Genomic DNA, 18,639 nt, shown 5'->3' on the forward strand with positions numbered 1-18,639 from the left:
CGGCCGGCCGCGAGGCGGCGGCGGCAGGACCAGCGGGCGAGGGCGTAGAGCCAGGGGCGGCGCAGCCCGGCCTCACGGAGCCGGCCGCGCTGCCGCTCGGCGAGGGCCAGCACCTCGCCGAGCGCCGCCGCGGCGGCGTCGTGCTCGCAGAGGACGGAGAGGCAGTAGGTGAACAGCCCGTCCAGATAGGGCTCGTAGTGGGCCGGGGGCTGCATCGGCAACGTGCCGTGCGGGCGCCGGTCCTTGCGCTGTTCCGAACGCGGTTCGGGGCGCGTCCGGGGCGCCGTCGCCCGGTGCTTGCGGTGCGTACCGGTGCGAGGGCCCGTAGCGGCGTCCTGGGGGTGGGTCTCCTGCCTGCTCATCACCTGGCGACGGTAGGGCGGCGGGAGCACAAGTCTCAGGCGTCCTCGTGAGCGTTAACCCGTATGGGTGGTGATGCCGCTCAAAAGGGGACACCCCGTTAACTCGTACGAGTGCCGGGGGGAATGCGAGTACGTGCGCTGTCGCGGTCCACCGGGAACGCGTTGTCGGACCCTGCCACTACGGTGAACCCCATGCCTCCCCGCAAGACCGCTACGAAGGACCGCCCGTCCTACCGCTGCACCGAGTGCGGCTGGACCACCGTGAAGTGGCTCGGCCGCTGCGGGGAGTGCCAGGCCTGGGGCACCGTCGAGGAGTTCGGCGGCGCGCCCGCCGTCAGGACCACCGCGGCCGGCCGGGTGACGACGGCCGCCAAGCCGATCGGCCAGGTGGACGTCAGCCAGGCGACGGCCCGCTCGACGGGTGTGCCCGAGCTGGACCGGGTGCTCGGCGGCGGGCTGGTGCCCGGCGCGGTCGTGCTGGTCGCGGGTGAGCCGGGCGTCGGCAAGTCGACGCTGCTGCTGGACGTGGCGGCGAAGGCGGCGACCGCCCAGGGCCCGACGCTCTACATCACCGCCGAGGAGTCGGCGTCCCAGGTCCGGCTGCGCGCCGACCGGATCGGCGCACTCTCCGACCATCTGTACCTGGCGGCCGAGACGGACCTGTCGGCGGTCCTGGGCCATCTGGACGACATCAAACCGTCGCTGCTGATCCTGGACTCGGTGCAGACGGTGGCGTCCCCGGAGATCGACGGCGCGCCCGGCGGCATGGCGCAGGTCCGCGAGGTCGCGGGCGCGCTGATCCGCGCCTCCAAGGAGCGCGGTATGTCGACGCTCCTGGTCGGCCATGTCACCAAGGACGGTGCCATCGCGGGCCCCCGTCTGCTGGAGCACCTGGTGGACGTGGTGCTGAGCTTCGAGGGCGACCGACACGCCCGGCTGCGGCTGATCCGCGGCGTCAAGAACCGGTACGGCGCGACGGACGAGGTCGGCTGCTTCGAACTGCACGACGAGGGCATCACGGGACTGGCCGATCCCTCCGGGCTCTTCCTGACCCGCCGCGACGAACCGGTTCCCGGTACGTGCCTGACGGTCACGCTGGAGGGCAAGCGCCCGCTGGTGGTCGAGGTCCAGGGGCTCACCGTCGACACCCAGATCCCGTCCCCGCGCCGCACGACCTCGGGTCTGGAGACGTCCCGGGTCTCGATGATGCTCGCCGTGCTGGAACAGCGCGGCCGGATTCAGGCGATCGGAAAGCGCGACATCTACACGGCGACGGTGGGCGGAGTGAAGCTCACCGAGCCCGCCGCGGACCTGGCCGTGGCGCTCGCGCTGGCCAGCGCGGCGATCGACACACCGCTGCCCAAGAACCTGGTCGCGATCGGCGAGGTCGGCCTCGCGGGCGAGGTCAGACGGGTCACGGGGGTGCAGCGCAGGCTGTCCGAGGCCGCCCGGCTGGGCTTCACCCATGCCCTGGTACCGCCGGATCCCGGGAAAATCCCGCGGGGCATGAAAGTGATCGAGGTGGCCGACATAGGAGACGCCCTGCGGGTGCTCCCGAAGCGTGGCTCACGGGCCTAGAGACGGTCCGAACAGCGGTCGCTGGCCCATTGCGGAGCGAACGTCAGTAAACTTTGCCCTGGTCTCGCCCTTTGGGCATCCGTAGCGACCGGAGGATTGCAGTGGCAGCCAACGACCGGGCAGCAGCTCCCGGCAAGTCCGGCGGGAGTTCCGCTGCTGATGCCCTGATGCGCGCCTCGCTCAGCGCGGTCGCTCCCGGCACCGGCCTGCGTGACGGACTCGAACGCATTCTGCGGGGCAATACGGGCGGTCTGCTCGTCCTCGGCATGGACAAGACCGTCGAGTCGCTCTGTACCGGCGGCTTCGTCCTCGACGTCGAATTCACCGCGACCCGGCTCCGCGAACTGTGCAAGCTCGACGGCGCGCTGATCCTCGACAAGGACCTCACGAAGATTCTGCGGGCCGGTGTGCAGCTGGTCCCCGACTCCAACATCCCGACCGAGGAGACCGGCACCCGGCACCGCACCGCGGACCGGGTGAGCAAGCAGGTCAACTTCCCGGTCGTCTCGGTCAGCCAGTCGATGCGGCTGATCGCGCTGTACGTCGACGGGCAGCGCCGGGTCCTGGAGGACTCCGCCGCGATCCTGTCGCGGGCGAACCAGGCGCTGGCCACTCTGGAGCGCTACAAGCTGCGCCTGGACGAGGTGGCGGGCACGCTCTCCGCGCTGGAGATCGAGGACCTGGTCACCGTCCGGGACGTCAGCGCGGTCTCGCAGCGGCTGGAGATGGTCCGCCGGATCGCCACCGAGATCGCCGAGTACGTGGTCGAGCTGGGCACCGACGGCCGGCTGCTCTCCCTGCAGCTGGACGAGCTGATCGCGGGCGTCGAGCCGGAGCGCGAGCTGGTCGTCCGGGACTACGTGCCGGAGCCGACCGCGAAGCGGAACAGGACCGTGCCGGAGGCGCTCGTCGAACTGGACGCGCTGCCGCACGCCGAGCTCCTCGAACTGACCACCGTGGCCCGTGCCCTGGGCTACACCGGCTCCCCCGAGACGCTGGACTCCGCGGTCTCGCCGCGCGGCTACCGGCTGCTGGCGAAGGTGCCGCGGCTGCCGAACACGGTCATCGAGCGGCTGGTCGAGCACTTCGGCGGCCTGCAGAAGCTGCTCGCTGCGAGCGTCGACGACCTGCAGACGGTGGACGGGGTCGGCGAGGCGCGGGCGCGTTCGGTGCGGGAGGGCCTGTCCAGGCTGGCGGAGTCGTCGATCCTGGAGCGGTACGTCTAGGACTCCGTCCCGGTTTGCGGGTCGGGGGCCGGGCCCTCCGGGGCAGGGTCCGAAATCGAGTATTTACGTGCCGGGCGGCCCACAAACAGCTCGGCAGCATTTCGGACCCTGCCCCTGCGGACCCGGCCCCCTTCGGCTTCTCGGCCGAGCGAGGACGTGTTGCGAAAGTCCCGCCTGGCCCACCGGGCGAACGGCGCTACTTTCGCAACACGCCTAGTCGGCCTTCAGGACGAATGACGCCTGCTTCGGCGTGAAGCCCTGGAGCCTTGCCTCGACGAGGTAGGTCGTGCCGACGGCTGCCTGCTGGCCCTTGGGGGTGGCGCAGTCGGGGGAGCTGGTCTGGCGGTTCCACTCGATCGTGTAAGTCGTCGAGCTGTGCGCCGGAACCTGCAGAAGGTAGGCGCCGCGGCCGGCCGGGCAGTCGTCGGTGGACCAGACGTGCTTGTTGCCGGTGGTGTTGGTGATGGTGACGATGGCCGCCGTCGATCCGAAGTCGAGTTTGCAGGCCGTCGCGGCGGAGTTGGCCGCGGTCAGCTCGAACTTCGGCTTCTGGCCGGGCGCGTAGGAGTTCTGCGTGCTGCGCAGCGTCAACTGGACGTCGGAGACGGCGCAGTCGGCGAGGGTCGAGCCGGCCGGGAGCTGGCCGCTGGAGCCGCCGGAGGCCGCTCCGCCGGACGAGGCGCCGTTCGAACCGCCGCCGGAGACACCGGAGTCGGTGCCGCCGGAGGGCGAGCCGGAGGAGCCGCCGGACGAAGTGCCGTCGGAGGAACCGCCGCTGCCGCTGCCACCGCTGGTGTCCCGGCCGCCCGGGCGGCCGGGGAGGTGCGGTCCGCTGGGGGTGGGGCCGGGCGTGATGGAGGTCGCCGGGGTGTGACCGCCGGGTCCCTTCGCGCCGGTGCCGCCGCTGGAGCCGCCGGAGTTGACCGCCCAGACGGCCAGCACGGCGAGCAGTGCGACCAGGCAGAGCACAACAGCCCGCCGTCGCCAGTAGATGGACGACGGAAGAGGTCCGATCGGATTGCGCACAGAGCCCACACGCGAACTCTAGGGGAGATCGGCCGCGCACCGACGCAACACCCGCCGCACCGGGCGCGGTCTTTCCCGATCATCACGTTTTCCCGCGCGAGCGGTCACTGTCAGTGGCATGTGCGAGGATCGACGACGCTATGAGCACAGACACCCGCGCCACCGCCCACCACGATCTGCACGCACCCGTCATCGACTGGTTCGACGAGCATGCCCGGGACCTTCCGTGGCGCCGCCCGGAGGCCGGTGCGTGGGGCGTGATGGTCAGCGAGTTCATGCTGCAGCAGACCCCGGTCAGCCGCGTGCTGCCGGTGTACGAGCAGTGGCTGGCGCGCTGGCCGCGGCCCGCCGACCTCGCCACGGAGCCCGCGGGTGAGGCCGTCCGCGCCTGGGGACGGCTCGGCTATCCGCGCCGCGCGCTGCGGCTGCACGCGGCGGCGACCGCGATAGCGCTGAGCCACGGCGGTGAAGTCCCGCGCGACCACGCCAAGTTGCTGGCGCTGCCCGGTGTCGGCGAGTACACCGCGGCCGCCATCGGCTCGTTCGCGTACGGGCAGCGGCACTCCGTCCTGGACACCAATGTCCGCCGGGTCTTCGCCCGCGCCGTCACCGGCGTCCAGTACCCGCCGACCGCGACGACCGCCGCGGAGCGCCGTACCGCGCTGGCGCTGCTGCCCGACGACAAGGGGACGGCCGCCCGCTGGGCGGCGGCGACGATGGAGCTGGGCGCGCTGGTGTGCACCGCGCGCGGGCCCGAGTGCGTACGCTGCCCGATCGCGGCGAGCTGCGCCTGGCGGCTGGCCGGCTCCCCCAAGCACACCGGCCCGCCGCGCCGCGGCCAGACGTACGCGGGCACCGACCGCCAGGTGCGCGGAAAACTGCTGGCCGTGCTGCGGGACGCGGTCGATCCCGTGCCGCAGTCCGCGCTGGACGCGGTGTGGGACGAGCCGGTGCAGCGGGCCCGCGCGCTGGACGGCCTGGTGGCGGACGGTCTCGTCGAGCCGCTCGCCGACGGGGTCTACCGACTGCCGGTTTAAACCCCTTCGGGACGTTGGTCCTGAGGCTGTTACATAACCGACGGCTTCCTGTGAGTCCTCTGTGCGCCCACGGTGGCAAAAGCCCAACATCCCCTCCGTAGCGTCGTCCTCGTCGGAACGGTTGGCACCCCAGCGCAACAGTCGACAGGGCGGGACAGCACGGGACGGAGGGCGACCCATGGCGGCGAACGGCACGGTTCTGGAGTTCGAGGAGTACGTGAGGACCCGGCAGGACGCACTGCTGCGGAGCGCACGGCGGCTCGTCCCCGACCCGATCGACGCCCAGGACCTCGTCCAGACCGCGCTGGTGCGCACCTACCCCCGCTGGGACGGCATCGCCGACAAGACGCTCGCGGACGCCTACATGCGCCGCGTCATGATCAACACCCGGACCGAGTGGTGGCGGAACCGCAAGCTCGACGAGATCCCCACCCAGGAGCTGCCGGACGCCAGCGTCGACGACGGCGCCGACCAGCGCGCCGACCGCGAGATGCTCCGCGACGCGCTGCAGGTCCTCGCGCCCAAGCAGCGCCAGGTCGTGATGCTGCGCCACTACGGCCAGCTGTCCACGGAGGAGACCGCCCGCGCGCTGGGGATGTCGACGGGTACGGTGAAGAGCACCCTGCACCGGGCACTGGCCCGGTTGCGCCATGAGCTGGAGCACGGCCGCTACGGCTACTCACGGATGGAGGGCGTGTGCGCCGCCTAGCAGCGCTGACCGCGGTGGCAGTGGCTCTGTGCCTGCTGACCGCGCTTGCAGGCTGCAGGACCGGCACCGGGGCACGCCGTGAGGGCCCCGCACCGCTCCAGACGCTGAAGGCGGAGCCCAGCCCGGCGCCGGCCATCGCCGGTGACCCGGCGGCGCTGGCGAAGCTGGTGAAGAAGGACACGCAGAACGTCAGCCAGGAGGTGCGCGAGGATCTCGCGCCCTGCGCCGGTGACGAGTACCCGGTGGACACCTCGTCCGGCGATCTGACCAGCGGAGAAGGACCCGATCTGATCGTGAACGTCGCCACCTGCGGCGACGGCATGGGGATCGCGAGTTATGTGTACCGGATGGTCGGCGGGCAGTATCGGAACGTCTTCGCCGATGAGCAGCCGCCGGTCTACGGCAGCGCGGAAAACGGCAAGCTGGAGATCATCCGTCAGGTGTACAAAGGCGACGACCAGGTCTGCTGCCCCACCGGGCAGGAGGCCCTGACGTACGTCTGGAAGGACACCAGGTTCGTCCAGGTGGAGCGTACGTACACCGACTACGGGGACGCGCTCCCCACCCCCAAGCCGGAAAAGAAGTCGAATGGCTGAAACACACGTCCTGTTCGTCGAGGACGACGACGTCATCCGCGAGGCGACCACGCTCGCGCTGGAGCGTGACGGCTTCAAGGTGACGGCGGTCGCCGACGGACTGGCCGGGCTGGAGGCGTTCCGCGCCGAGCAGCCCGATCTCGCGCTGCTCGATGTGATGGTGCCGGGCCTGGACGGCGTCAGCCTGTGCCGGCGGATCCGGGACGAGTCGACCGTGCCGGTGATCATGCTGTCCGCGCGCGCCGACTCCATCGACATCGTGCTCGGCCTGGAGGCCGGCGCCGACGACTATGTGACGAAGCCCTTCGACGGGGCGGTGCTGGTCGCCCGGATCCGGGCGGTCCTGCGCCGTTTCGGCCACGCCTCCTCCGGTGACGAACCGGCGGAGGCTGCCCTGCTGTCCTTCGGCGACATCGAGATCGACCCCGAGGGCCTCGAGGTGACCCGCGGCGGTGAGCGGCTCGCCCTGACCCCCACCGAGATGCGGCTGCTGCTGGAGTTCTCCGCGGCGCCCGGCGCCGTGCTCTCCCGCGACCGGCTGCTGGAGCGGGTCTGGGACTATGAGTGGGGTGGCGACACCCGGGTCGTGGACGTCCACGTCCAGCGGCTGCGCGTCAAGATCGGCCAGGACCGGATCGAGACGGTGCGCGGCTTCGGTTACAAGCTCAGGGCCTGACAGACCATGCCGTTGTTCCCCCGCTCCAGTCTGCGCTGGAAGCTCAGTGCCGCCATCGCCTGCGTATCGGTGCTCGTCGCCGTGGCGCTGAGCCTCGTGGTGCACAACGCCGCCCGCGTCAGCATGATCGACAACTCCCGTGACGTACAGGACGAGCGGGTGCAGTCCGCGCTGCGGATCTACGAGGTCACCGGCAAGAAGGTCTTCTCCGCCCAGCTCGACGACCCGGCCCTGCCCAAGCCGCTCAAGGAGTTCGCGGCCAGGGGCGAACGGGCGACGTACGTCCAGGACAGTGGCGGCGCGCCGATCGTGTGGGCCGAGACACCGACCAACGACGGCCGCATCCTGTCGCTGCGCACCACTTTCAAGGACCGCTACTCGGTCCTCGTCGACCTCGACCAGGCCTTGGTCGTCGGCTCGCTCGCGGTGGTGGTGGGCGGCACCGCGCTCGGTGTGCTGATCGGCGGCCAGATGTCCCGGCGGCTGCGCAAGGCCGCCGTCGCGGCCCGCAAGGTGGCCGACGGCAACCCCGAGGTACGGGTGCGCGACGCGATCGGCGGCCGGGTCCGGGACGAGACCGACGAGCTGGCGGCGGCCGTCGACGCGATGGCCGACGCCCTGCAGGACCGGCTGGAGGCCGAGCGCCGGGTCACCGCCGACATCGCCCACGAGCTGCGCACGCCGGTGACCGGGCTGGTGACCGCGGCCGAGCTGCTGCCGCCGGGCCGTCCCGCCGAGCTGGTGCGGAACCGGGCGCAGGCGCTGCGCACCCTGGTCGAGGACGTGCTGGAGGTGGCGCGGCTGGACGGCGCCGCGGAGCAGGCCGATCTGCAGGAGGTCGCCCTGGGCGACTTCGTCCGCAGGCGGGTGCTGGCGCTCGATCCCGATGCCGTGGTGACGGTGATCGAGGACGCGGTCGTGCACACCGATCCGCGCCGGCTGGAGCGCATCCTCGGCAATCTGCTGGCCAACGCCGCCCGGCACGGCAAGCCGCAGACCGAGGTGAGCATCAACGGGCCGTTCCTGCGGATCCGCGACCACGGTCCCGGCTTCCCCGACGATCTGCTGCGCGAGGGGCCCAGCCGCTTCCGCACCGGCAGCTCCGACCGGGCCGGCGGCGACCACGGCCTCGGCCTCACCATCGCCACCGGCCAGGCCCGCGTACTGCGCGCCCGGCTCACCTTCCGCAACGCTCCCGCCTCCGACGGCGGCGGCGCGGTCGCGCAGCTGCTGCTGCCTCGGTAGCCATGCCCGTACAACGACGACGGCCCCCGGCAGGAGATGCCGGGGGCCGTCGTCGTACGGGCGCTACGAGGGGGTCAGATCGCCTCGACCGGGTGCAGGGCCTCGGAGGCCTCGTCCTTGTCGGTCTTGTCGCCGTCGCCGGGGGCCTGCGGAGCACCGCGCAGCGGGATCTCCTTGACGAACCAGGCCGCCACGAAGCCGACGATGCTGATCACCGCGCCCCACAGGAAGACGGTGTGCGTGCCGTTGGAGACGGCGTGCAGGTAGGCGTCCCGCACCTCCGCCGGCAGGTGGGCGATGCGCGCGGGGTCGAGCTGGGCGCCCGCCCCGATCGCCTTGCTGCCCGCGGTGCCGCCGAGCTCCGTCATCGTGTTCTGCACGTGGTGGGTGAAGAGCGCCCCGAAGAGCGAGACACCGAACGAGCCGCCGATGGTGCGGAAGAGCGTGGCGGACGAGCTGCCGACGCCGATGTCCTTCATCTCGACGCTGTTCTGCGCGACGAGCATGGTGATCTGCATCAGGAAGCCCATGCCCGCGCCGAGCACGGCCATGTAGACGCCGGACATGAAGCGGGTGGTCCCGGTGTCCATGGTGGACAGCAGGTACAGCCCGACGGTGATCAGGGCGCCGCCGATGATCGGGAAGATCTTGTACCGGCCGCTCTGGGTGGTGACCCGGCCCGCGATCAGCGAGACCACCATCATCGCCAGCAGCATCGGCAGGAGCAGCAGGCCCGAGTTGGTGGCCGAGGCACCCTGGACGGTCTGCTGGTAGAGCGGCAGGAACGTCATCGCGCCGAACATCACGAAACCGACCAGGAAGCCGATCAGGGAGATCAGCGAGAAGTTGCGGTTGCGGAAGATGTGCAGTGGCATGACGGGCTCTTTGGCGCGGGTCTCGGCCCAGATGAAGGCCGCGATAGCGACCACGCCGAGGACGAGGAGCCCGATGATCTGCGCCGAGGCCCAGCCGTACTGGGTGCCGCCCCAGGTCGTGAGGAGCACCAGCGCGGTGATGCCGACGGTGAGCAGTCCGGCGCCGAGGTAGTCGATACGGGCCTGGACGCGCTTCTTCGGCAGGTGCAGCACGATGTAGATCATCGCGAGCGCCACCACGCCGAGCGGCAGGTTGATGTAGAAGCTCCAGCGCCAGCCCCAGTTGTCGGTGATGGTGCCGCCGACGAGCGGTCCGCCGATCATCGCGAGCGCCATGACGCCGGCCATCATGCCCTGGTACTTGCCACGTTCCCGAGGCGGTATCAGGTCACCGATGATCGCCATCACACCGACGATCAGACCGCCGGCGCCGAGGCCCTGGATCGCGCGGAAGGCGATCAGCTGGTCCATCGACTGGGAGAGGCCGGAGAGTGCGGAACCGGCCAGGAACAGCACGATCGACGTCATGAAGATGCCCTTGCGACCGTACATGTCGCCGAGCTTTCCCCAGATGGGCGTCGAGGCGGCGGTCGCGAGCGTGTACGCGGTGACCACCCAGGAGAGGTGGTTGAGGCCGCCGAGCTCCCCTACGATCGTCGGCATCGCGGTACCGATGATCATGTTGTCGAGCATCGCGAGCAACATCGCGATCATGAGCCCGAGCAGAACCACACGCACACTGCGCTGAGGAGCCGCTTCGGGTGGCGTTTCTGCGGTCTGGGACATGACCGGTGCCTCCCCTGGATGGGGCGGCCCGCTTGTGCTTTCGGTACTTACTTGCCGCCCGGCTAGTTCGCTACGATACCGAAGGTAAGCCGCAGCTAGCCGGTCGTCAAGTAAGTAGATTACGTTTGACCAAAGCCATACCGGCCATTCGGGCGGTCGACGCAGGAGAGCGGTAGCCATGGGCACTTCGCAGGCACGTCGCGGTGACACCCGCCACCGCATCCAGGACGTCGCGCTCGAACTCTTCGCCGAGCAGGGGTACGAGAAGACCTCGCTGCGCGAGATCGCCGAGCACCTCGAGGTGACCAAGGCCGCGCTCTACTACCACTTCAAGACCAAGGAAGACATCCTCACCAGCATCGTCGAGGACATCGGCCGGCCGGTCGACGAGCTGATCACCTGGGCCGAGGCGCAGCCGCGCACCCTGGAGAACAAGCAGGAGATGCTGCGCCGCTACAGCGCCGCCCTGTGGGGCGCCAGCGCGCTCTTCCGCTTCATCCAGGAGAACCAGGCCACGGTCCGCGAGCTCAGCATCGGCGAGCAGTTCAAGAGCAAGATGCTCGCGCTCAACGGTCTGCTGAAGGAGCCCGAGTTCTCGATGGCGAGCCAGGTCCGCTGCATCACCGCGCTCTTCGCGATGCACGCCGGGATGTTCGCCGTGCAGAACATCGAGGGCGACCCCGAGGAGAAGCGCGAAGCCATCCTCGAGGTCGCCCTCGATCTCATCGCCCAGGCTCACCGGAACCTGGACTGATCACCGCTGATGACGCTGTGGGTCACCTGACGGCATGCGTCACATGTTGACGCCGTGCTGGTGCAGGAACGACAGCGGCTCCATGCCCGAGCCGTAGACCGGCGTGGTGCGGGCCTCGAAGTGCAGGTGCGGGCCGGTCGAGTTCCCGGTGCTGCCGGACTTGCCGATCTCCTGGCTGGTGCTCACGGTCTGGCCGACCGACACCTCGAGCTTCGACAGGTGGCCGTACTGCGTGTACGTGCCGTTCCCGTGCTTGATCACGATGTTGTTGCCGTAGGCGCCGCCCCAGCCGGCCTCGACGACGGTGCCGCCGTGCACAGCCCTGACCTGGGTGCCGGTCGGCACCACGAAGTCCTGGCCGGAGTGCTTGTGCGACCAGTGCGAGCCGGCCTGCGCGAAGGACGCGCCGATCGTGTAGCTGGTCACGGGCTTCACCCAGGCGTTCTGGCGCGCGCTGCGGTCCGCGGCGGACTTCACGGCCGCCCGCTTCTTGGCGTCGGCCTTCGCGGCAGCGGCCTTCGCGCTCGCCGCGGCGGCCTTCTTCTGTACGTCGGCCTGCGTCTTCATGACGTCCGCGATGCTGTTCGCCGACGCGGTCCCGAAGAGACCCGCGTCCTGCGAGTCGGCGGCCATGGCCGCCGTAGAGCCCAGCGCGAGTGCCACGCACACGCCGCCCGCCACCACGGCCGCACGACCACGCATGACGGACTTCGGGGCGTGGTTCTTCGTCGAGTTCTTAAGCATGCAGGATTACCTCACTGAATGGGGGGTATGAAGCAGGAGCGACTGTGGGCCGCTCCTGCCATTCAGTGGTAACGCGCTTCGCTGTGCCCGCACAAGGCGCGCTGCTACTAACTGCGGCCGTAGCGAAAGCAAGGACGAAACGCCTCTTGCCGGGCTCACCCCGGCTACTGAGTGAGTCCGGCGCACCCAGCTCGACCAGCCAGAACATGGGACCGACGGTGTTTTTCCCGCGGTTCCGGTGGCCGGTGCGGAACCGCCTTCCGAGCCCTTGAAGCATCGACTATTCCGCCTAGTAAGCTCGGAATGGCGCGTGTGCCATGTCACCACGCAATAAGATCAAATCGCTTTCCCGCGGGACGTTCCGCCATTCACCCGGGCCGAAAGTCCTGTGACCCCCGCCACTCAATTCCCCGGAAAGCATGGCGGCGCCCGCCCCGGCTGCCCTACCGTTGCCCCATCGACAGGGCGGGGGCGCACACGATGGCGGCGGACGAGTACCTGAACGACATCGAACTGGCGGATGCGGTCGAGGCGGTCCGTGAGGGCCTGGCCACCGCTGCCGCGCGCGGCAGCGGGAAAGCGGTCCGCTTCGAGGTCGGCGACATCCACATGGAGTTCACCGTGGAGATCCGCCGCGACGTGACCGGCAAGGCCGGCGTCAAGGCCTGGGTCGTGGACGCCGGGGTGGAGGGCACCCGCTCCCGGGGCCGCACCCACACGGTCTCCTTCACCCTCAAGCCGAAGAACGCCGCCACCGGCGGCCATCTCGACATCCACATGGACGACGAGGGCGACAGCAGCCACTTCACCGACGCCGGCAGCTGACCGCCATGGCCGCCGGGCCAGGGGCCGACGGCCCCCAGCGGAACCGGATCGCGGCGGTCTTCTCTGGCGGCCGGCAGGGCAGCGGCTATCTGCTGAGCCCCCGGCTGGTGCTGACCGCCGCCCACGTCATCGGTGACGGCCTGGACATCCGGATCGCCGTACCCGGCGGCCCGGGCGACGTGCGGTGCCGCGTCGTGTGGCAGCCGCACGAGATCGAGCGCGAGATCGACGTCGCCCTCATCGAGGCCCCCGTCGACCTGGTGCCGCCCACCGGCCTCGTCCAGCTGGGCGAGGTGGACTCCCTCTCCCCGATCCGTGACTGCCAGGCGATCGGTTTCCCGTACGTCCAGCGCGGCGGCCCGGAAGGGAAGTCCCTCGACAGCGAGCAGGTGACCGGCACCCTCAAACCCGGCTCCGGGATGCTCAAGCGCCAGTACGTCCTGGACAGCGACCACGCCCCGCCCTCCGCACGACAGGACGGCGGGTCGGCGTGGGCCGGGATGTCCGGCGCGGCCGTCTTCTGCGGCGCCCTGCTGATGGCCGTGGTCTGCGGCGACCCACGCGGCTGGCCGCACAGCCGGCTCATCACCGTCCCCGTCGCCGAGCTCGTGCGACACCGGGGTTTCATGGGCGCGCTCGATGCCGCCGGCTGCGCCTACACGTTCATCACCCGGCCGGTCGACCCGGACGCGGCGTTCACGTCCCGCTACGCGGCGTACATCGCCAAGCGGCACTCCACCCTCACCATCTTCGGGATCGACCTCAGCGACCGCTCCCGGGCCGTCTGGCCGCTCGACGCGGCCTACCTCAGCCTGGAGGTGACCGAACCCGACCGCGGCGCACCGGGGAGCCCGCTGCCGGGCGGCGGGGGGTCGGTGCGCGCGGAGCAGACCTTCGCCGGGCGTGAGCGCGTCCTGCTGCGCGGTCTCGCCGGATCCGGGAAGACCACGCTGGTGCAGTGGCTGGCGGTGTCCGCCGCCGGGCAGGACCAGGACGCCGGGGATCACCATCTGCGGGACCGCGTCCCGTTCGTCCTGCCGCTGCGCACCCTCATCCGCCATGGCGAGCTGCCGCTCCCCGCCGAATTCCTCCGCTCCGCGAACGTCCCATTGACCGCGCCGGACGGCTGGACCGAGCGGATCCTCCAGGCGGGCCGGGGTCTGCTGCTCGTCGACGGGCTGGACGAGATCGGTGAGCGGGAACGCGACCGCGTCCGCGACTGGCTGCGTGATCTGCTGATCGCCTTCCCCGGCAACCTGTGGCTCGTCACCTCGCGCCCTTCCGCGGTCTCGGACGCGTGGCTCGCGGGCGAGGCCTTCGCCGAGCTGGCGCTCTCCCCCATGGGCCGTGACGACGTCGGCGCGTTCATCACCCGCTGGCACGACGCCGCCCGCGCGACGGACGCCGACGCCGAGGAGACCGCCAGGACCGACGGCTACCAGCGCTCCCTGCTCGACGCCGTCCGCACCCAGCAGGACCTCGCCCGCCTCGCCACCAACCCCCTGATGTGCGGACTGATCTGCGCCCTGCACCGCGACCGCCGCGGCTATCTGCCGCACAGCCGCAAGCAGCTGTACGACGCCGCGATGTCCATGCTGCTGGGCCGCCGCGACCTGGAACGCGACATCGACGTACGGCTCACCGAGGAACCCCAGATCCAGCTCCTCCAGAAGCTGGCCTACTGGATGATCCGCAACGGCCAGGTCGAGATGGACCAGACCGACGCGGAGGAGCTCATCGCGGCAGCGCTCCCCGCGATGCCCGCGGTGGCCGCGATGGGGGACGCGTCGCAGGTCTTCCAGCACCTGCTGCTCCGCAGCGGACTGCTGCGCGAGCCCGCGGAAGGCACCGTCGACTTCATCCACCGCACCTTCCAGGACTATCTGGGCGCGAAGGCGGCCGTGGAGGAGCGCGACTTCGCGTTCCTCGTCCGCAACGCCCACGACGACCAGTGGGAGGACGTCCTGCGGATGGCGGTGGCCCACGCCCGCCCGGACGAGCGCGCCCGGCTCCTCAACCAGCTCGTCGCCCGGGGCGACCGCACCAAAAGCCACCGCTCACGGCTCCATCTGCTGGCGATGGCCTGCCTGGAGCAGGCGGTGGAACTGGACGCGGTCGTCAGGACCGCCGTGGAGGAGCGGGCGGCGGCCCTCATCCCGCCGCGCTCGGACGAGGGCGCCGACGCGCTGGCCGCGGTCGGCCCCGTCGTCCTGGAACTGCTGCCAGGACCCGCCGGCCTCTCGGTGCAGGAGGCGGCGGCGGTGGTCCGCACCGCCGGGAAACTCGGCACGGATGCGGCCATGGCCTTCATCAGCAGGTTCACCCAGGACGAGCGGTCGCAGGTGCAATTCAGCATTGTCGAGGCGTGGGACCACTTCCCCGTCGACGCCTATGCGGAGCAGGTACTCAAGTACTCGCTTCTCAACTCATGGGTAACCATCGACAGCGCGGCCAAACTCCGGGCCCTGCCTTCGCTGGCCCACGCCAGGCTCCTCTGGTGTGTGGGAGCGCTGCCTCCTGAAGAGCTATTGCCGCCGTCCAGAACGGTCCATCTGCAACGTCTCAACATCAAGGACAATCCGCTTCTGGACAACCTCGGCCGGGTTTCGGCCGCTCCTGAACTGGAGCTGTTGGGTATCGCCAACTGTCCGGGCATCACCGACCTCGAGGATCTGAGGGGCAACACTTCCCTCGAGTACCTCGACCTCTGGAACTTCACGCGGCCTCTGGATCTCCGGGTGCTGGAGAGTCTGGAGTCCTTGCGTTCTCTGGGCCTCGCCACACACGTTGAGTGGGCCGATTTCCGCGACGCGCCGGCACTGGAACAGCTGACTCGTCTTTGGCTGATTCGGAACGCAGACGTCCGAAGCCTGCGCGGAATCGAGAAATGGCGCAGTTTGGGGTGGGTGTCGATCGACTGTCCCGACGAGGTGTCCTGTCTATCGGCTCTCGCCGGCCTGCCCGATCTCAGGAAACTGGTGCTCCGGGATGTCCGGCACCACATCACCGAGGCTCTGGTAACCATGCCGGCTGTCGCGACGCTCCAGCTCGTCGATCCGTCACCCGTCGTCGATCTGGCCTCTCTGGTGCGGCTTCTGCCCGGCCTGGTGGATCTGCGGTTCCTTTACGCCACCGCGCCGGCCACCACCACGCTCGACCTCACCGCACTCCGGGGCGTCGAAGGAATCCGTCTCACCGTGGAGAACGCGGCCCGGGTCATCGGCGCCGAATTGTTCCCGCAGGACCGGCTGCACATCACCCCGCACCGTCGTGACTGATCCGCACCCGCCGACCGCGCAAACGGCGCCGGCCCCGAAACCAGAAGGTTTCGGGGCCGGCGCCGTGCAATGCCGAGCAGCAGGCGTTACGCGTCCTTGGACAGGTTCGGCGCGGCTCCGCCGGAACCCGCGGCCTCGATCGGCGGGGTGTCCGCGACCGTGACCTTCTCCTCGCCGCGGAAGGTGAACTTCTTCTCCTCACCCTCGCCCTCGGTGTCGACGACCACGATGTGACCGGGGCGCAGCTCACCGAAGAGGATCTTCTCGGAGAGGATGTCCTCGATCTCCCGCTGGATCGTCCGGCGCAGCGGCCGGGCGCCCAGGACGGGGTCGTAGCCCTTCTTGCCGAGCAGCTTCTTGGCCTCGACGCTGAGCTCCAGGCCCATGTCGCGGTCCTTGAGGCGCTCGTCCACCTTGGCGACCATGAGGTCGACGATCTGCATGATGTCTTCCTCCGTCAGCTGGTGGAAGACCACGATGTCGTCGACACGGTTGAGGAACTCGGGACGGAAGTGCTGCTTGAGCTCCTCGCCGACCTTCGCCTTCATCCGCTCGTACCCGGTCTTGGCGTCACCCGTGGCCGCGAAGCCGAGGTTGAAGCCCTTGGAGATGTCCCGGGTGCCGAGGTTGGTCGTCATGATGATGACCGTGTTCTTGAAGTCCACGACCCGGCCCTGGGAGTCGGTCAGCCGACCGTCCTCCAGGATCTGCAACAGGGAGTTGAAGATGTCGGGGTGGGCCTTCTCGACCTCGTCGAAGAGCACGACGGAGAACGGCTTGCGGCGCACCTTCTCGGTGAGCTGGCCGCCCTCTTCGTAGCCGACGTAGCCGGGAGGCGAGCCGAAGAGCCGCGAGACGGTGTGCTTCTCGCTGAACTCCGACATGTCGAGCTGGATGAGCGCGTCCTCGTCGCCGAAGAGGAACTCGGCGAGCGTCTTGGACAGCTCGGTCTTACCGACACCGGACGGGCCGGCGAAGATGAACGAGCCACCGGGACGCTTCGGGTCCTTGAGGCCGGCACGGGTACGCCGGATCGCCTGGGAGAGCGCCTTGATGGCGTCCTTCTGGCCGATGACGCGCTTGTGGAGCTCGTCCTCCATGCGCAGCAGGCGCGAGGACTCCTCCTCGGTGAGCTTGAAGACCGGGATGCCGGTGGCCGTGGCCAGGACCTCCGCGATCAGCTCCTCGTCCACCTCGGCGACGACGTCCATGTCGCCGGCCTTCCACTCCTTCTCGCGCTTGCCCTTGGCGGCGAGGAGCTGCTTCTCCTTGTCGCGGAGCGAGGCGGCCTTCTCGAAGTCCTGCGAATCGATCGCGGACTCCTTCTCACGGCGCACATCGGCGATCTTCTCGTCGAATTCGCGGAGGTCCGGCGGTGCGGTCATCCGGCGAATGCGCATCCGGGAGCCGGCTTCGTCGATCAGGTCGATCGCCTTGTCCGGGAGGAAGCGGTCCGAGATGTAGCGGTCGGCCAGGGTGGCGGCGGCGACCAGGGCGGCGTCGGTGATCGACACACGGTGGTGTGCCTCGTACCGGTCGCGCAGACCCTTGAGGATCTCGATGGTGTGGGGCAGCGACGGCTCGGCGACCTGGATGGGCTGGAAGCGGCGCTCAAGGGCCGCGTCCTTCTCCAGGTGCTTGCGGTACTCGTCGAGCGTCGTGGCACCGATGGTCTGCAGCTCACCTCGCGCCAGCATGGGCTTGAGGATGCTCGCGGCGTCGATCGCGCCCTCGGCGGCACCAGCACCCACCAGGGTGTGGAGCTCGTCGATGAACAGGATGATGTCGCCGCGGGTGCGGATCTCCTTGAGGACCTTCTTCAGGCGCTCCTCGAAGTCACCGCGGTACCGGGAACCGGCGACGAGGGCGCCGAGGTCCAGGGTGTAGAGCTGCTTGTCCTTGAGCGTCTCGGGAACTTCACCCTTGACGATCGCCTGGGCGAGGCCCTCGACGACGGCGGTCTTGCCGACGCCGGGCTCGCCGATGAGGACGGGGTTGTTCTTGGTGCGGCGGGACAGCACCTGCATGACCCGCTCGATCTCCTTCTCGCGCCCGATGACCGGGTCGAGCTTGGTTTCCCGAGCGGCCTGCGTCAGGTTGCGGCCGAACTGGTCCAGGACCAGCGAGGTCGAGGGCGTGCCCTCGGCCGGGCCGCCGGCGCCCGCCGACTCCTTGCCGCCGCCGGAGTAGCCGGACAGCAGCTGGATGACCTGCTGCCGGACCCGGTTCAGGTCGGCGCCGAGCTTCACGAGGACCTGGGCGGCGACGCCCTCGCCCTCGCGGATGAGGCCGAGCAGGATGTGCTCGGTCCCGATGTAGTTGTGTCCGAGCTGAAGGGCCTCGCGGAGCGACAGCTCCAGGACCTTCTTGGCACGGGGGGTGAAGGGGATGTGCCCGGACGGGGCCTGCTGGCCCTGACCGATGATCTCCTCCACCTGCTGGCGGACCGCCTCGAGCGAAATCCCGAGGCTCTCCAGGGCCTTAGCGGCGACACCCTCACCCTCGTGGATCAGGCCCAGGAGGATGTGCTCGGTGCCGATGTAGTTGTGGTTGAGCATCCGGGCTTCTTCCTGAGCCAGGACGACAACCCGCCGCGCGCGGTCGGTGAACCTCTCGAACATCGTTAATCGCTCCTCAGAGCGGTCGGGCAGTTAGGGGGCGGTCCCCTCCCTGTCCTTCCGCATGCTAGTCCCGACAGCGGGGCAGCTCACTTCAACCGTAGACACCCACCTGGGCCCTTTAGTCCCACGCAGCCGACAACAGCTCCAACCTGATGGTGCGAGACGATGTTCCCGCAGGCCAGGTGAATAGACCTTTATCGAGTACGCCGATGGCGAACGCGCGCCCATCCGCGGCGGCCGTCGTCCCGTCCCACTAGGACTTTCTTACCCGCCGGCACCGACATTCCATGCCGCGCGAGGC

General features: G+C 69.7%; 14 protein-coding genes and 1 pseudogene. 10 read left to right on the forward strand and 5 right to left on the reverse strand.

The window, feature by feature from the left end; all coding sequences use genetic code 11:
• Positions 1 to 362 (reverse strand): annotated as a pseudogene (locus G3I60_RS45875) (hypothetical protein); the annotation flags it as partial.
• Between the two features lie 192 nt (positions 363 to 554).
• Between G3I60_RS45875 and radA the strand changes: the two are divergent.
• Both radA and disA read left to right on the forward strand, forming a co-directional pair.
• Complete coding sequence (radA, locus tag G3I60_RS32670) at positions 555 to 1,940, forward strand: DNA repair protein RadA (protein ID WP_164296167.1); 1,386 nt, start codon at positions 555 to 557, stop codon at positions 1,938 to 1,940.
• A 101-nt stretch (positions 1,941 to 2,041) separates the two neighbouring features.
• The gene (disA, locus tag G3I60_RS32675; RefSeq protein ID WP_138354131.1) at positions 2,042 to 3,166 is read left to right on the forward strand and encodes a DNA integrity scanning diadenylate cyclase DisA; all 1,125 of its coding nucleotides are present in this window, start codon (positions 2,042 to 2,044) and stop codon (positions 3,164 to 3,166) included.
• A gap of 213 nt (positions 3,167 to 3,379) precedes the next feature.
• Here the strand turns inward: disA and G3I60_RS32680 are convergent, their stop codons facing one another.
• Positions 3,380 to 4,201, reverse strand: a complete 822-nt coding sequence (locus G3I60_RS32680; protein ID WP_138354130.1) for a hypothetical protein — start codon at positions 4,199 to 4,201, stop codon at positions 3,380 to 3,382.
• A 131-nt stretch (positions 4,202 to 4,332) separates the two neighbouring features.
• On the opposite strand from G3I60_RS32680, the gene G3I60_RS32685 reads away from it, so the two are divergent.
• From G3I60_RS32685 to G3I60_RS32705, 5 genes are all read left to right on the forward strand, one after another.
• Positions 4,333 to 5,229: an A/G-specific adenine glycosylase gene (locus G3I60_RS32685; protein ID WP_164296165.1), complete on the forward strand. Its 897-nt coding sequence runs from the start codon at positions 4,333 to 4,335 to the stop codon at positions 5,227 to 5,229.
• A gap of 178 nt (positions 5,230 to 5,407) precedes the next feature.
• Positions 5,408 to 5,938: a SigE family RNA polymerase sigma factor gene (locus G3I60_RS32690; RefSeq protein WP_138354128.1), complete on the forward strand. Its 531-nt coding sequence runs from the start codon at positions 5,408 to 5,410 to the stop codon at positions 5,936 to 5,938.
• Positions 5,926 to 6,534: a hypothetical protein gene (locus tag G3I60_RS32695; protein WP_343241483.1), complete on the forward strand. Its 609-nt coding sequence runs from the start codon at positions 5,926 to 5,928 to the stop codon at positions 6,532 to 6,534. The genes G3I60_RS32690 and G3I60_RS32695 overlap by 13 nt, the downstream gene beginning before the upstream one ends.
• Positions 6,527 to 7,210, forward strand: coding sequence for a two-component system response regulator CseB (gene cseB, locus G3I60_RS32700; RefSeq protein ID WP_138354127.1), 684 nt, complete (start codon positions 6,527 to 6,529; stop codon positions 7,208 to 7,210). Before G3I60_RS32695 ends, cseB begins: the two co-directional genes overlap by 8 nt.
• A gap of 6 nt (positions 7,211 to 7,216) precedes the next feature.
• On the forward strand, positions 7,217 to 8,455 hold the full coding sequence (locus G3I60_RS32705) for a HAMP domain-containing sensor histidine kinase (RefSeq protein ID WP_138354126.1): 1,239 nt from the start codon (positions 7,217 to 7,219) through the stop codon (positions 8,453 to 8,455).
• 74 nt (positions 8,456 to 8,529) lie between these two features.
• Here the strand turns inward: G3I60_RS32705 and G3I60_RS32710 are convergent, their stop codons facing one another.
• Positions 8,530 to 10,116: an MDR family MFS transporter gene (locus G3I60_RS32710; RefSeq protein WP_203674468.1), complete on the reverse strand. Its 1,587-nt coding sequence runs from the start codon at positions 10,114 to 10,116 to the stop codon at positions 8,530 to 8,532.
• A 178-nt stretch (positions 10,117 to 10,294) separates the two neighbouring features.
• Here G3I60_RS32710 and G3I60_RS32715 point away from each other — a divergent pair, with 178 nt between their 5' ends.
• Positions 10,295 to 10,870, forward strand: coding sequence for a TetR/AcrR family transcriptional regulator (locus G3I60_RS32715; RefSeq protein ID WP_138354125.1), 576 nt, complete (start codon positions 10,295 to 10,297; stop codon positions 10,868 to 10,870).
• 39 nt (positions 10,871 to 10,909) lie between these two features.
• Here the strand turns inward: G3I60_RS32715 and G3I60_RS32720 are convergent, their stop codons facing one another.
• Positions 10,910 to 11,614 carry a M23 family metallopeptidase gene (locus tag G3I60_RS32720; RefSeq protein ID WP_138354124.1) on the reverse strand — a complete coding sequence of 235 codons (705 nt, stop codon included), beginning with the start codon at positions 11,612 to 11,614 and terminating at the stop codon, positions 10,910 to 10,912.
• A gap of 480 nt (positions 11,615 to 12,094) precedes the next feature.
• Between G3I60_RS32720 and G3I60_RS32725 the strand changes: the two genes are divergently transcribed.
• Together G3I60_RS32725 and G3I60_RS32730 are read left to right on the forward strand one after the other, a co-directional pair.
• Positions 12,095 to 12,439, forward strand: coding sequence for a trypco2 family protein (locus tag G3I60_RS32725; RefSeq protein ID WP_138354123.1), 345 nt, complete (start codon positions 12,095 to 12,097; stop codon positions 12,437 to 12,439).
• Between the two features lie 5 nt (positions 12,440 to 12,444).
• A complete protein-coding gene (locus G3I60_RS32730; RefSeq protein WP_164296163.1) occupies positions 12,445 to 15,717 on the forward strand; it encodes an NACHT domain-containing protein in 3,273 nt (1,090 codons plus the stop codon).
• Positions 15,718 to 15,803: 86 nt separating this feature from the next.
• On the opposite strand, the gene G3I60_RS32735 is transcribed toward G3I60_RS32730, so the two are convergent.
• The gene (locus G3I60_RS32735; protein WP_138354122.1) at positions 15,804 to 18,338 is read right to left on the reverse strand and encodes an ATP-dependent Clp protease ATP-binding subunit; all 2,535 of its coding nucleotides are present in this window, start codon (positions 18,336 to 18,338) and stop codon (positions 15,804 to 15,806) included.
• Positions 18,339 to 18,639: the final 301 nt, after the last annotated feature.

This window comes from Streptomyces sp. SID13666 (genome assembly GCF_010548325.1).
Taxonomy (GTDB): Bacteria; Actinomycetota; Actinomycetes; order Streptomycetales; family Streptomycetaceae; genus Actinacidiphila; species Actinacidiphila fildesensis.